The following is a 13009-nucleotide window of genomic DNA, read 5'->3' as shown; positions in this document are numbered from 1 at the left end:
CCTGAGTGGTTAGATCAAAAGCTAAAGCGGATCCGCATACACCGAAGATCTGCTTTTCTGTGGGAGCTGGCTTGCCTGCGATGCAGACACCTCGGTACATCAGGTACAACCGGTTGATGCTATCGCAGGCAAGCCAGCTCCCACATTGGATGTGCAGGGTTATTGAAACTTCAGCCTTGCTTGAACATTTCCGTGGCTCGTTCGCGAATCTGCGCTTCAGTCAGGTCCTCCTTGCGCGTAGCCAAAAACCACAGATGACCAAAGGGGTCTTTCACACTAGCCGAGCGGTCGCCGTAAAACTGATCTTTTGGCTCAGACACCGAAAGGGCGCCTGCATCAATGGCCTGTTGGTACTGCGCATCCACGTCGCTCACATACAGGTGCAAACCGACGCTGGTGTGTTCGTCAGGGTTGCGCAAGGCCATTTCGGGGCAAGGCGAGCCGAGCATGATCGCCGAGTCACCGATGCGCAGCTCGGCGTGGCCGACCTTGCCATCGGGCATGTCCAGGCGCATGACCTGGGTAGCGCCAAAGGCTTTCTGGTAGAACTCGATAGCCTCGGCGGCGTTATCGATGCCCATATACGGCGTGACGCTGTGATAACCCTCAGGGATTGGCTTAACGCTCATATCGTTCTCCTCAGGTGGGGTTGTGAAGGTCCGGCCTTTTCACTATAGGCCACGCCCGCCGTGGCTTGCAGGTAACCGACGAGGTGTTGGCAACTCGGTTTAACTGACAGGCCGGGTTGTCTGCATCGCAGGCAAGCCACACACATTGATTGGGTTTTCAGGTCAGGTTTCGGGGCTGGGCTCAAGTAATTGCGCGCCGGGCCCACATTCCCCCAGCTTGTCATCCTGATTACGCAGGGGACACGCCTCCAGCGATAAACACCCGCAACCAATACAACCACTGAGTTTGTCGCGCAGCAGCATCAGCTTGTTAATGCGTTCATCCAGATCCTCGCGCCACAGCGCCGACAAGCGTTCCCAGTCCTGTGCAGTGGGCGTGCGCCCGTCCGGCAAGGTCTGCAACGCCTCGCCAATGGTCGCCAATGGAATCCCCAAACGTTGTGCGATTTTGATCACCACCACGCGCCGCAACACATCCCGTGGGTAGCGCCGTTGGTTACCGGCGTTGCGGTTGCTCTTGATCAACCCCTTGGACTCATAAAAGTGCAGCGCCGTAACCGCCACGCCACTGCGAGCGGCGAGTTGGCCAACGGTGAGTTCCTTGGTAAGCATAAAAAACTCCAGATAAGCGCTTGACCTTGACTTAACTAGAGGTTTTACCCTGCGTGGCATCGAATCGCAAGATTCTGCCTACAGAGAGAGGGGAGTGTTCATGCAGGTATCAGAGAAAAATCGCAGCTTCACTCAGTTGATCGAGTTTCAGATCGAGCCCCGGCAGCAATTTGCCCTGGTAGCGGCCTTGTCCACCCAGAGCGAGCGTCTGGCCCAGGGCCATGGCGGTTTTATCAATGCCAGTGTGCAAGTCAGCGACGACGGGCGGCGGGTGCTCAATTACCTGCAATGGCGCTCGCGTGAGGACGGCGAGGCGGCGTTCAAGTGTTTTGAGCACGGCGAGGAAGACTTCTGGATGCTGATTCGCGCCCACCAGGCCACGGCGGTGACCTTCGGTTCGTTCCAGGTGCTGCGCAGCTTCGAGCGCAGCCATGACAACGCGTTGCACTGCCGTCTAAATGGATAAATGCAGCATGCGCTCGCCCTGCACGTTTTCGCCGGGGCGGCGTTTGTTTACCGCCAACTCGCCGATCTTGATCAGGCGCGTGCGCGTGACGTTGCGGCTCAAACCCAGCAGGTTCGCGGTGTGCACCTGGTTGTAATGGCTGAAACGGTAAGCGGCGCGCAATAGCGCGTCTTCGACCTTTTCATGCAGGGCGCCGGCCTGTTCTTCGAAGAGCTTTTGAAAGGCGCGGGCCAGCAAGGCGTCGGCGCTGTTGTCGGTGCCATGCTGGCTGTCGTCCTGGCGCTCGATGCGCATGTTCGACAGGCGCAGATCATCACGCTCGATCACGCCATTACGGCAGATCAGCAAGGTGTGGTGAATCACGTTTTCCAGCTCGCGGATATTGCCCGGCCAGCTGTAGCTTTTGAGCTTGTGCTCGGCCTCGCGGCTGATGGTGATCGGGCCGTAGCCCAGGCGCTGGCTATAGGCTTCGATAAAATGCCGGGTCAGCGGCAGGATATCGCCGGGGCGCTCGCGCAATGGGCTGAGTTCGAGGCTGACCACATCCAGGCGGTAGTAGAGGTCTTCGCGAAAGTGCCCCGCGTTGATGGCTTTTTCCAGCTGCACGTTGGTGGCCGCCAGCACGCGCACATCAATCGCAATGCTCTTGCGCGAACCCAGGCGCACCACTTCGCGCTCCTGTAGTACGCGCAACAGTTTGACCTGGATCGCCATCGGCAAATCGCCGATCTCATCGAGGAACAAGGTGCCGCCGTCGGCCTCTTCGAACCAGCCGGCCTTGGCGCTGAGGGCGCCGGTAAACGCACCTTTTTCATGCCCGAACAATTCGGCTTCCACCAGGGATTCGGAGAACGCGCCGCAGTTCACCGCCACAAAGGGTCGGTTGCGCCGCGCACTGAGGTTATGAATATGGCGTGCCACCAGCTCTTTGCCGGTGCCGGTCTCGCCGATGATCAGCACACTCGCTTCGCTGGGCGCCACTTGCTGGATATGGTCGAGCAGCGCCTGGGATTTGGGGTCTTCGAAGACCTGGGCCGTAGCGCGAATCGAGGTCGCGAGGGCGGGCGAGGGCGGTAAGGTTAACAGCTGCATGGGCACCTCTCTCAGGAGTAGAACGTCGGGATCGGCAGGGACTGGTTCAACGCCCAGTCCCCCAGTTCGTGGAGTTTGTAATCCACCGGGTCGTGCAGGGTTTGCGTGCGCAAGTTGCGCCAGTGGCGATCCAGGCGCAGTGAGGCATGGGTCGAGCGCGCGCCGGTGACTTCAAACAGGCGGCTGCACAGGTCCAGGCCTTGGCGGGTGGCGGCGACTTTGGCGGTGGCGATGGCAATGGCCAGTTCGCCACGTTGCTGTTCGCTTAAGCTGGCACCTTTGGCCCAGGCCTGGTCGAGCAATTCGCCTGCGCGTTCGACCAGCAGGCGCACGCCTTCCAGGGCCACCCAGAATTCGCCGTAGTGGTGCAGCACGTAAGGGTCCTGGCGCACATCGCCCGCCGAGGATTTGTGCCACGCACGGGTTTCGGTGCGGGTGTAGTTGCGCGCTTCTTCAAAGGCGCCTTCGGCAATCCCGAGAAACATATACGTGAACGTCAACTGCGCGATCAGCGGGCGCAGGCAGGCGAAGGGCGTGCTCAACGGGCCGGGATCGAGCAGCAACTCGGACTCTTCGACGCGCACCCGTTCAAAGCTGGCGCTGCCGCTGTCGGTTTGGCGCTGGCCGATGTTGTTCCAGTCGTTGTGCAACGTAATGCCGCTGCGCCCGCTGGGAATCGCGGCGATCAGCAGTTTGCCGCCGGCGCTTTCGTCCACGGCCGAGGCGATGAGCATTTCCGAATCGCTGGCGCCGGAGCAGAAGCTCTTCTTGCCGGAAAATTCTCGCCAGCCGCAGAAATCCTTGACCACCGTGCGCGTGTCCAGCGGGTTGAGGGCGTTGCCCCAGAACCAGTTTTTACGCGCAGTTTGTTCGAACCACGGCTGCCATTGGTCCGGGCGCGCAAACAGGCGCACGGTGGCGAGCATCAGGTGGTGAAAGCCGAAGACATGGGCGATGGAGCTGTCGACCTTGGCGAACTCGCGCACGATGCCCAGGGTTTCACTCCAGCGCGCGCCGAGGCCGCCGTATTGCGTGGGGATGCTCAGGGCCAGCAGGCCGCTTTGGCGCAGCGCGTCCCGTTCGGCCTTGGGCGTGCCGCCGCGCTCATCGCGTTCAACGGCGGTGAGGGCAAATTCGGCGGCCAGCAGCTTGGCGGTCTGCAAGGGTGAAGGCAGGACGCTGTGGGGGTTGGCTGTCACGCGGGGTTCCTCAATGTCTGTCTGGCAATCACGTTCAAATGTGGGAGCTGGCTTGCCTGCGATAGCATCGCTGTGGTGCAACTGAAACGCCGCGTCGTTTGCATCGCGGGCAAGCCCGGTTCCCACAGGAGAGCAGTGTCCACATAGGGGGGGATTTCAGCGCGCTCAGGCTTTGGTGTTCGGCAACACATCATTGGCAATCATTTCGCCAAACGGCCCCGTGAGGTTGGTGATGCCGCGCCCGGCGAGGCTGGCGTAAGGTTCCGGCAACAGCGGGAACACCAGCTCGGCAAAGCGATAGGCTTCTTCCAGGTGCGGGTAGCCGGAGAAGATGAAACTCTCGATGCCAAGGTCGGCGTATTCCTGGATGCGTTCGGCCACCTGCTGCGGGTTGCCCACCAACGCGGTGCCGGCACCGCCGCGTACCAGGCCGACACCGGCCCACAGGTTGGGGGCGATTTCCAGGTTGTCGCGGCGCCCGTCATGCAGCGCCGCCATGCGCCGCTGGCCTTCGGAATCAAAGCGCGAGAAGGATTTTTGCGCCGCGGCGATGGTTTCATCGCTGATGTGTTCGATCAGTTTGGCGGCGGCTTTCCAGGCGTCTTCTTCGGTTTCGCGCACGATTACATGCAGGCGAATGCCGAACTTGACGGTGCGCCCATGGCGCGCTGCGCGTTCACGCACGTCGGCAAGTTTTTGCGCAACGGCGGCGGGCGGCTCGCCCCAGGTCAGGTACACGTCGACCTGCTCGGCGGCCAGGTCGTGGGCAGCATCCGACGAACCGCCGAAGTACAGCGGCGGATACGGCTTCTGCACCGGCGGGTAAAGCGCTTTGGCGTTCTGCACACGCAGGTGCTTGCCTTCAAAATCCACCGACTCGCCCTGCAACACACGGCGCCAGATCTGCAGGAATTCGTCGGAGACTTCGTAGCGTTCACTGTGGTCGAGGAAGCTGCCGTCGCCACGGTTTTCGTCGGGGTCGCCACCGGTGACCACGTTGATCAGCAATCGGCCGTTGGACAAGCGGTCCAGGGTCGCGGCCATGCGCGCCGACACCGTGGGCGAGATGATCCCCGGGCGAATCGCCACCAGATAACGCAGGCGTTCCGTCAGCGGTACCAGCGCCGAGGCGATTACCCAGGAATCTTCACACGAGCGCCCGGTAGGAATCAGCACGCCGAAGTAACCGAGGCTGTCAGCCGCTTGCGCCACCTGCTTCAGATAATTGAGGGTGACCGGGCGCGCACCTTGGGTGGTGCCGAGGAAATGGCCGTCGCCATGTGTGGGCAGAAACCAGAAAACATCCATGACAAATCCTTAAGCGATTTTCAGCAGAGAAGGGGAGTGCGCGGCAAACAACGGCGCTGCGCTCTCTGCAGCCAGTTGAATGCGGGCTTTTAATAACTCGCTGGTTATTTGGTAGTCGGTGAAGTCAGCTTCGGTGGCGTACACACCGATCGGCAGGGTCAAGGCCTGGAAGAAGCTGAACAACGGACGTAACTGGTGATCGAGGACCAGTGCATGGCGCTCGCTGCCGCCGGTGGCCGCGAGCAACACCGGAGTGTTGATCAAGGCGTTGAGGCCTACCAGGTCAAACAGGTGCTTGAGCAGGCCAGGATAGGAGCCGCGATACACCGGCGCGGCAACGATCAGCAGGTCGGCCTGTTCGATGGCCAACAGTTGCGTTTCGACCTCGGCCGGCAATTCATCGCGTGAGAGTGCACCGCCCAAGGGGCGGGCAATGTCACCCAACTCGATCAGGGTGGTCTGGATCGGCAGTAACGTGGCCAGTTCGGCCAGCACGGCCTGGGTCAATACCAAGGTGCGCGATGGGCGCCAGGTTCCGCCAGAGAGGGCAACGACATTCAGGGGCCGTGACATAGAACAGTTCCTTTTTCAACAGAGGTGGGTAGCAGGTTAAGTGGAGCGTGTTGAGCAAGAGCTGTACCAATGGCTGCAAGCCTTGATTGGCGAGGGCTGCAGACGAACTGTTGAAAAAGGAGCTGTTGCCTGGTTGCGGTTTTGTTGAATGACTGTTGCCTGGGCAACAGTTGCGTGGCGAACAGTGTCGGTTGCGCGCAGGGCCATTTATAGAAGGTTATGGTTATGCCGTAAACGAACGTATTTCCATATTTATAGATCTTAAATGAATATGGGTGGGCGGCTATCAAGCATGCCGGAACGGTTGATAGCGACTATCACGGCGGATGATTTTTCACTGCGCGAGGGCGGGAGTAGCCTGTGTTCATTGACTACAAACCTCCTTCGCAGGGCCTTCACCATGAACCACTTTCTGGCTGTTTCCTTAATAGTTGTCAGCGCTGTCCTTGCCGGATGTGCGACCCATCCTTCGCCTGAGTCGCGTCCTTATACCGCCGAAGAAACCAAGCAATTGGCCCTTGAAGCCTTGAGCCGTCGTGGCCTGTCGTTTGATGAATATCAACAGCAGCGCGCCGCGTTGACCGGGCAGCCACAGAAGCCGTTCGGCTTCGACCACCAGGGCGAAATGAACGCCGAACGCAGTGTGGTGATGCACGGTCGCCCCAGTTGAGCCGGCGCCAAGTGGCAAAAAGCCCGAGGATTCCCTTAAGGAACCTCGGGCTTTTTGTTTGCCATTGGGATACTTCAGCCTGTTAAGCTGAATTTCAGGAGCGTTCCTACGCACATTTGCATAAAGTGGTCCTTCTTTTATGGCATCCGACGGGTTAAACCTGACGACCTCTGTTCCGGTCGATGCCCTCCCGAGGCGCTGTCCTGGGGAATACGCTCTGCGAGTCTTAACGTCATGAATAAACGTCCGTTGTATTTCGACTACGCCGCCACCACGCCGGTGGATGAGCGGGTCATTCAAGTGATGGTCGAGTGTCTGGGTTTTAATGCCAACTTCGGCAACCCTGCGTCCAGCTCCCATGCGTTTGGCCAGGCGGCCCGGCACACGGTCGAGCAGGCGCGGCGCCAAGTGGCCGAACTGGTCGGCGCCCAACCTGAACAAATCGTCTGGACCTCCGGTGCCACAGAATCCAACAACCTGGCGATCAAGGGGGTGGCCCAGGCGCGAGGTGTGGCAGGTGGGCATGTCATCACCAGCCAGATCGAACACAAGGCCACATTGGATACCGCGCGGCAGTTGCAGGACGCCGGCGTGGCCGTGACCTACCTGGTGCCGGACGCTGAAGGCTTGATCAGCGCCGAGGCAGTCAGTGAAGCCTTGCGCGAAGACACCTTCCTGGTGTCGCTGATGCTGGTAAACAACGAGTTGGGCACCCTCAATGACATCCCCGCCATTGGTGCGCGCGTACGTGAGCACGGCGCGCTGCTGCATGTGGATGCGGCGCAAGGCGCGGGCAAGGTCGCGATCGACCTGGCTGAATGGCCGGTGGACCTGATGTCGTTTTCTGCGCACAAGCTGTACGGCCCCAAGGGCATTGGCGCGCTGTATGTTGGCCCGCGCGCGCAGCAGAAGGTACTGGCGCAGATTCACGGTGGCGGCCACGAAGGCGGATTGCGCTCCGGTACCCTGGCGACTCACCAGATTGCCGGTATGGGAACTGCCTTCGCCTTGGCGGCGCAGTCCTTTGCTGAAGAAAAAGCCGCTATCGTCGCGTTGCGTCAGCGCCTGCTCAATCAGTTGGACACGATTGCCGGCGTGCGCCTCAATGGCAGCGCCACCCAGCGCATTCCCCATACACTGAGCTTCACGTTCACCGAGGGTGAATTTAATTCCCAGGCCCTGAGCGCAGGTATCGCGTTTTCGGCCACCTCGGCGTGCAATTCGGCGAGTAATGCGCCGTCACACGTGCTTCTGGCTTTGGGCCATGACGCACGCAGCGCCGGTCGAACTATTCGCTTGAGCCTGGGCCGGTTTACCACCGAGCAGGATATCGACGCGGCCGTGCAGTTGATCAAGGCCGCACTGGTCAATGCGCCGGCGTTCTGGGCGGTCTGATTTTTCAGTCACAACACATAACAATTATGAGTGGTTAGCAGGAGACATGATGAGCACGCAGCCTTTGACCCATGGAACGGTTCCCCAGCGCCTGGCGCATACCCGCGAACTGATGCGCCGCGAGGGCATCCATGCCCTGCTGGTGCCGTCGGCCGACCCGCATCTGTCCGAGTACTTGCCGGGTTACTGGCAGGGGCGGCAATGGCTGTCGGGGTTTTATGGCTCGGTAGGCACGTTGATTGTCACCGCGGATTTTGCCGGCGTGTGGGCCGACAGCCGTTACTGGGAACAGGCGACCAAGGAGCTCAAGGGCAGCGGCATCGAATTGGTGAAGCTGCAACCGGGCCAACCCGGCCCGCTGGAATGGCTGGCCGAGCAAACCCCGGAAGGCGGCGTGGTCGCAGTGGACGGCGCGGTGATGGCCGTGGCCTCGGCACGTACCTTGGGCGCCAAGCTGGCCGAGCGCGGCGCTCGCCTGCGTACCGATATCGACCTGTTGAATGAAGTCTGGCAAGACCGCCCGGCCTTGCCGAACCAGCCGATCTACCCACACCTGCCGCCGCAGGCGACGGTCAGCCGTGGCGACAAACTCGCCGCCCTGCGTGCCAGCTTGAAAGAGAAGGGCGCCGATTGGCACTTCATCGCGACCCTGGATGACATCGCCTGGCTGTTCAACCTGCGCGGCGGTGATGTGTCGTTCAACCCGGTGTTTGTGTCCTTTGCCTTGATCAATCAACAGCAGGCCACGCTGTTTGTGGCGCTGAGCAAGGTCGATGCCGAGCTGCGCGCGGTACTGGAGCGGGACGGCGTGACCTTGCGCGACTACAGCGAAGTGACGGATGCGCTGCGTGCAGTTCCGGCGGGTGTTAGCCTGCAAGTTGATCCGGCACGCGTCACCACCGGTTTGCTGGAAAACCTCGATGCCGGCGTGAAGCTGGTCGAGGGCTTGAACCCGACCACGCTGGCCAAGTCGCGCAAAAGCCTGGCGGACGCCGAACATATCCGCCAAGCCATGGAGCAAGACGGCGCGGCGCTGTGTGAATTCTTCGCCTGGCTGGACAGTGCGTTGGGCCGTGAGCGCATCACCGAGCTGACCATCGACGAGCACTTGACCGCCGCGCGTACCCGTCGCCCCGATTATGTGTCGCTGAGTTTCAACACCATCGCAGCGTTCAACGCCAACGGTGCGATGCCGCATTACCACGCCACCGAAGAAGAGCATGCGTTGATCGAAGGCGATGGCCTGTTGCTGATCGACTCCGGCGGCCAGTACCTGGGCGGCACCACGGATATTACGCGCATGGTGCCCATCGGCACGCCAAGCGACGAGCAGAAACGCGACTGCACGCGCGTGCTCAAGGGCGTGATTGCTTTGTCGCGTGCGCATTTCCCCAAGGGCATTCTCTCGCCATTGCTGGATGCCATCGCCCGTGCGCCGATCTGGGCCGAAGGCGTGGACTACGGCCACGGTACAGGTCATGGCGTAGGCTATTTCCTGAATGTGCACGAAGGTCCGCAGGTGATCGCCTACCAGGCCGCCACCGCACCGCAAACCGCAATGCAGCCGGGGATGATTACTTCGATTGAACCAGGTACCTATCGCCCGGGTCGCTGGGGCGTGCGCATCGAGAACCTGGTGTTGAACCGCGAAGCGGGCAAGACCGAGTTCGGTGAGTTCCTCAGGTTTGAAACCCTGACCCTGTGCCCGATCGACACCCGTTGCCTGCAGCCGTCGTTGCTGACGGCGGATGAGCGCGAATGGTTCAACGCTTACCACGCCGAGGTGCGTGAACGCCTGAGCCCGCTGCTCAGTGGTGCAGCCTTGGAATGGCTGCAGGTGCGTACCGCCGCTATCTGATCGGTTGCCGTTCAGGGGCCTTGCCCCTGGCCGGCTGGCGTCGATTGGGGGCCGACACCACCTAATTCGCCGATACGCAACGTGACATGGATCCGCACCGCTTCGACCGGCATACGGTAAACGCCGCTTGCGATTTGCTCGCAAGCGGCGCTCAGGGGCGCCTGGCGATCGAGTTTTAGCGGAGCGCTTCGCGCACAAATTCCAGACGGTCCTGACCGAAGAACAGGTCATTGCCTACAAACATACTGGGTGCACCGAATACCCCGCGCTGAACAGCCTGTTCGGTTTTGTCCTTGAGGGCGGCTTTTACCTTTTCATCGTTGGCCAGGTTCAGGACTTCCTCTGGGTCGAAACCGGCCTCACTCAGCACGGCGGCCACGACGGCGGGGTCGCCCAGATGTCGACCTTCGACCCAAATGGCGCGAAACAGGCAGTCGATGAAGGCCTGGAAGCGCTCGGGCTGGCGCATCTGGATACCCATGACGGCACGCATCAGCACCAGGGTATTGATCGGGAAGTGCGGGTTGAACTTGAGCGCCACGTTGTAGCGTTTGGCGTATCGCGCCAAGTCATCAAACATGTAACGACCTTTGGCCGGCACGCTGATGGGGGAGGCGTTGCCGGTGGCTTTGAACACGCCACCCAGCAGCATGGGTTGATACACCAGTTGTGCACCGGTCTCGGCGCAAAGCGCAGGCAATTGTGTATAGGCCAGGTAAGTGGCCGGGCTGCCGAGGTCGAAAAAAAATTCCAGGGTTTTACTCATCGTCGATTCTCGCTGCTTATTGTTGTTCTTGATCGGAGGCGGCGTGCCTACCAGGGTTCATTCCAGGGGCGCAGGTCCAGTTCGAAGGTCCAGGCGTCGCGTGGTTGGCTATGCAGGTACCAATAGTTGTCGGCGATGTGTTCGGGGTTGAGGATGCCGTCCTGATCTTTCTGCGCGTATTTTTGCGGGAAATTGTCGCGAATAAAATCTGTGTCGATAGCGCCGTCGACCACCACGTGGGCCACATGGATGTTCCTGGGCCCCAATTCCCGCGCCATGCTTTGCGCGAGCGCACGGATACCGTGTTTGGCGCCGGCGAATGCGGCAAACCCTGCACCGCCACGCAGCCCGGCAGTGGCGCCGGTGAACACAATAGTGCCGCGTTCGCGGGTGACCATGCGTTTAGCGACTTCGCGGGCATTCAGGAACCCGGAGAAGCAGGCCATCTCCCAGATTTTGAAATATTTGCGCGCGGTTTCTTCGAGGATGCTGCACGGCACGTTAGCGCCGATATTGAAGACGAAAGCTTCGATGGGGCCAAGCTCGGTTTCTATCTGCTCAACCAGCGCGATCACCTCATCTTCTTTGCGCGCATCACAGGCAAAACCGTGGGCTTCTCCGCCCGCCGCCTGAATGCTCTCGACCAAGGGCTGTAGTTTATCGGCACTGCGACGGGTGACGCAGGCTACATAGCCTTCACGGGCAAAGCGTCGGGCAATGGCGCCACCGGTTGCATCACCGGCACCAACCACCAATACGATTTTTTTGTTGGGTGTCATGGGAACTCCGTTGCTCGAGTGTCGGGCAGGAGTGTAGCCGCAGCAGAGCGAAGGGCGTGTAAAGAGAAAGGAGCAGCCGGAAGAGGACTGCTCGGGCGGTCATTTACAGATGACGATCATACTGCGGCTGGTGTAGCCGGCAGGGTTGATACCGAAAGGATAGTCGCCTGGCTCTTCGGAATTGTCACCGGACTTGGCGATAACCCGGTAGCCCTTGGCGCCGCAGGAGTTGGCTGCACTGGTGTAGCACTGGTCCCAGGAGGAGGACAGGCCGGAACAGTTGATGTGCATGCCTTTTTTGCCCCGTTTCACTTCTGTCTTGGTGGTCGCAGCACAGCCAGCAATGCCCACGACCAGTAACAGTATCAAAATTCGTTTCATTACTATCCTTATAGCCGCGTCGCGAAAAGGCTCGATGCAGGCTTAACTCGCTCTCGATTGTAGCGTTCAGCTGTCCCTGTCGAAATTCTCCATGAAAGACATTCGTTTACGGCTTAAACATGGCCTAAATGAGCGGCAAATGCCAGAGCTGCCTGCGATGAGAATCAATCGGCTGGCACCAACGGTTTGGATTCGTTGCGCATCGTCAGTGTGGCACCGACGGAGGCGAAGATAATGCAGGTGATTGCCAGCCATTGCGCGAGGGACAAGTGCTCCTGCAGGAAGAACAGACCGGAGAGCGCGCCGAATGCGGGCTCAATGCTCATCAAGGTGCCGAAGGTGCGAGCGGGCAGGCGAGTAAGCGCGACCATTTCCAGGGTATAGGGCAAAGCGGTGGACAGGATGGCTACACCGATAGCAACGGGAATCAGCGAGGGCGTCAGCAGTGCGGCGCCGGCATGGACGATGCCGATCGGCGCCACGAACAAAGCGGCGATCATCACGCCGAGGGCGGCGGTTTGCACGCCGTTGTCGTTGCCGGCTTTTTGCCCAAACAGGATATAGAGTGCCCAGCAAACGCCAGCGCCCAGTGCATAAGCGGCGCCGATCAAGTCGATGCCGGTGCTGGTTTCTCCGGTGGGGATCAACAACAGCAGGCCCGCGACCGCGAGACCGATCCATACAAAGTCCACCGCCCTGCGCGAGGCATAGATAGCCACGGCAAGCGGGCCGGTGAATTCCAGCGCTACTGCGATGCCCAGGGGGACTGTACGCAAGGACATATAGAAGAGGAAGTTCATGCCGCCCAATGCCATGCCGTAGACGATGACAGTGCGCAGGGACTTGGCCGTGAGCTTGGCGCGCCATGGGCGTAACAGCAGCAGCATGATCACACTGGCGAAAATCAGCCGCAGAGTAGTAGTGCCCTGTGCGCCGACGATGGGGAACATGCTCTTGGCCAGCGAGGCACCCGACTGGATGGAGGCCATGGCGATCAACAGCAGGCCGACCGGGAACAATGCCGAGGCCAGGCTGCGAGGTGGAGTGGTCATTGGGGCGGGTGTCCGAAGTCGTGGTAAAGAAGCAGAGCGGCTATGATGCTTAACTGGCGGCTTTTGAGCAATATATTGCTCAGCTCTGGTTGCTGTCCTCTTTATATAGAAAGGGATAGGGCTTTTTGGGGTTTTTGATAGAGAATCTAAATTAAGTGTTGACGGCGTTTTATATCTGTCTATAATTCGCCCCACTTCCGGCGCAGCCGAAACGGAAAACTCCTTGGTA

General features: G+C 60.2%; 14 protein-coding genes. 4 read left to right on the top strand and 10 right to left on the bottom strand.

Features of this window, described 5'->3' with window-relative positions; genetic code table 11:
- Positions 1 to 170: 170 nt before the first annotated feature.
- Positions 171 to 629 (bottom strand): VOC family protein, encoded by a 459-nt coding sequence (locus HX790_RS01220; RefSeq protein WP_099547891.1) that lies wholly within the window; start codon positions 627 to 629, stop codon positions 171 to 173.
- A gap of 162 nt (positions 630 to 791) precedes the next feature.
- Positions 792 to 1241: a redox-sensitive transcriptional activator SoxR gene (gene soxR, locus HX790_RS01215; protein ID WP_099547892.1), complete on the bottom strand. Its 450-nt coding sequence runs from the start codon at positions 1239 to 1241 to the stop codon at positions 792 to 794.
- Positions 1242 to 1341: 100 nt separating this feature from the next.
- On the opposite strand from soxR, the gene HX790_RS01210 reads away from it, so the two are divergent.
- On the top strand, positions 1342 to 1707 hold the full coding sequence (locus tag HX790_RS01210; RefSeq protein ID WP_099547893.1) for an antibiotic biosynthesis monooxygenase: 366 nt from the start codon (positions 1342 to 1344) through the stop codon (positions 1705 to 1707).
- Here HX790_RS01210 and HX790_RS01205 read toward each other — a convergent pair.
- The 4 genes from HX790_RS01205 to msuE form a co-directional block, all read right to left on the bottom strand.
- Positions 1696 to 2799 carry a sigma-54-dependent Fis family transcriptional regulator gene (locus HX790_RS01205; RefSeq protein ID WP_017136346.1) on the bottom strand — a complete coding sequence of 368 codons (1104 nt, stop codon included), beginning with the start codon at positions 2797 to 2799 and terminating at the stop codon, positions 1696 to 1698. The two genes, HX790_RS01210 and HX790_RS01205, sit on opposite strands and share 12 nt — an antisense overlap.
- An 11-nt stretch (positions 2800 to 2810) precedes the next feature.
- Entirely contained in the window at positions 2811 to 3998 is a 1188-nt protein-coding gene (locus HX790_RS01200; RefSeq protein WP_176991147.1) for an acyl-CoA dehydrogenase family protein, read from the bottom strand.
- A 165-nt stretch (positions 3999 to 4163) separates the two neighbouring features.
- Positions 4164 to 5306 (bottom strand): FMNH2-dependent alkanesulfonate monooxygenase, encoded by a 1143-nt coding sequence (ssuD, locus tag HX790_RS01195; protein WP_017136344.1) that lies wholly within the window; start codon positions 5304 to 5306, stop codon positions 4164 to 4166.
- Positions 5307 to 5315: 9 nt separating this feature from the next.
- Positions 5316 to 5879 (bottom strand): FMN reductase, encoded by a 564-nt coding sequence (gene msuE / locus HX790_RS01190; protein WP_176991146.1) that lies wholly within the window; start codon positions 5877 to 5879, stop codon positions 5316 to 5318.
- Positions 5880 to 6279: 400 nt separating this feature from the next.
- Here msuE and HX790_RS01185 point away from each other — a divergent pair, with 400 nt between their 5' ends.
- The 3 genes from HX790_RS01185 to HX790_RS01175 all read left to right on the top strand — a co-directional run bounded on the left by HX790_RS01185 (position 6280) and on the right by HX790_RS01175 (position 9802).
- The gene (locus tag HX790_RS01185) at positions 6280 to 6549 is read left to right on the top strand and encodes a hypothetical protein (RefSeq protein WP_017136342.1); all 270 of its coding nucleotides are present in this window, start codon (positions 6280 to 6282) and stop codon (positions 6547 to 6549) included.
- 234 nt (positions 6550 to 6783) lie between these two features.
- Positions 6784 to 7944: a cysteine desulfurase family protein gene (locus HX790_RS01180; protein WP_176991145.1), complete on the top strand. Its 1161-nt coding sequence runs from the start codon at positions 6784 to 6786 to the stop codon at positions 7942 to 7944.
- Between the two features lie 49 nt (positions 7945 to 7993).
- Positions 7994 to 9802 (top strand): aminopeptidase P family protein, encoded by a 1809-nt coding sequence (locus HX790_RS01175; protein ID WP_176991144.1) that lies wholly within the window; start codon positions 7994 to 7996, stop codon positions 9800 to 9802.
- A gap of 175 nt (positions 9803 to 9977) precedes the next feature.
- Here the strand turns inward: HX790_RS01175 and HX790_RS01170 are convergent, their stop codons facing one another.
- The 4 genes from HX790_RS01170 to rhtA all read right to left on the bottom strand — a co-directional run bounded on the left by HX790_RS01170 (position 9978) and on the right by rhtA (position 12780).
- Positions 9978 to 10568, bottom strand: coding sequence for a 2-hydroxychromene-2-carboxylate isomerase (locus tag HX790_RS01170; protein ID WP_017136339.1), 591 nt, complete (start codon positions 10566 to 10568; stop codon positions 9978 to 9980).
- A gap of 47 nt (positions 10569 to 10615) precedes the next feature.
- The gene (locus HX790_RS01165; protein WP_017136338.1) at positions 10616 to 11347 is read right to left on the bottom strand and encodes an SDR family oxidoreductase; all 732 of its coding nucleotides are present in this window, start codon (positions 11345 to 11347) and stop codon (positions 10616 to 10618) included.
- Between the two features lie 99 nt (positions 11348 to 11446).
- Positions 11447 to 11728, bottom strand: coding sequence for a hypothetical protein (locus tag HX790_RS01160; protein WP_017136337.1), 282 nt, complete (start codon positions 11726 to 11728; stop codon positions 11447 to 11449).
- 164 nt (positions 11729 to 11892) lie between these two features.
- A complete protein-coding gene (rhtA, locus tag HX790_RS01155; protein WP_017136336.1) occupies positions 11893 to 12780 on the bottom strand; it encodes a threonine/homoserine exporter RhtA in 888 nt (295 codons plus the stop codon).
- Positions 12781 to 13009 lie beyond the last annotated feature (229 nt).

Origin of the sequence: Pseudomonas sp. IPO3747, from assembly GCF_013385245.1 — a bacterium.
GTDB classification, from domain to species: Bacteria; Pseudomonadota; Gammaproteobacteria; order Pseudomonadales; family Pseudomonadaceae; genus Aquipseudomonas; species Aquipseudomonas edaphica.
Note: the sequence above shows the minus strand (reverse complement) of the source record. Positions and strands in the feature narration are given on the sequence as shown.

Coding starts and splice junctions, on each gene's coding strand:
- HX790_RS01210 (WP_099547893.1), top strand. CDS start 1,342: ATGCAGGTATCAGAGAAAAATCGCAGCTTCACTCAGTTGATCGAGTTT.
- HX790_RS01220 (WP_099547891.1), bottom strand. CDS start 629: ATGAGCGTTAAGCCAATCCCTGAGGGTTATCACAGCGTCACGCCGTAT.
- HX790_RS01170 (WP_017136339.1), bottom strand. CDS start 10,568: ATGAGTAAAACCCTGGAATTTTTTTTCGACCTCGGCAGCCCGGCCACT.
- soxR (WP_099547892.1), bottom strand. CDS start 1,241: ATGCTTACCAAGGAACTCACCGTTGGCCAACTCGCCGCTCGCAGTGGC.
- HX790_RS01185 (WP_017136342.1), top strand. CDS start 6,280: ATGAACCACTTTCTGGCTGTTTCCTTAATAGTTGTCAGCGCTGTCCTT.
- HX790_RS01175 (WP_176991144.1), top strand. CDS start 7,994: ATGAGCACGCAGCCTTTGACCCATGGAACGGTTCCCCAGCGCCTGGCG.
- rhtA (WP_017136336.1), bottom strand. CDS start 12,780: ATGACCACTCCACCTCGCAGCCTGGCCTCGGCATTGTTCCCGGTCGGC.
- HX790_RS01180 (WP_176991145.1), top strand. CDS start 6,784: ATGAATAAACGTCCGTTGTATTTCGACTACGCCGCCACCACGCCGGTG.
- ssuD (WP_017136344.1), bottom strand. CDS start 5,306: ATGGATGTTTTCTGGTTTCTGCCCACACATGGCGACGGCCATTTCCTC.
- HX790_RS01205 (WP_017136346.1), bottom strand. CDS start 2,799: ATGCAGCTGTTAACCTTACCGCCCTCGCCCGCCCTCGCGACCTCGATT.
- msuE (WP_176991146.1), bottom strand. CDS start 5,879: ATGTCACGGCCCCTGAATGTCGTTGCCCTCTCTGGCGGAACCTGGCGC.
- HX790_RS01160 (WP_017136337.1), bottom strand. CDS start 11,728: ATGAAACGAATTTTGATACTGTTACTGGTCGTGGGCATTGCTGGCTGT.
- HX790_RS01165 (WP_017136338.1), bottom strand. CDS start 11,347: ATGACACCCAACAAAAAAATCGTATTGGTGGTTGGTGCCGGTGATGCA.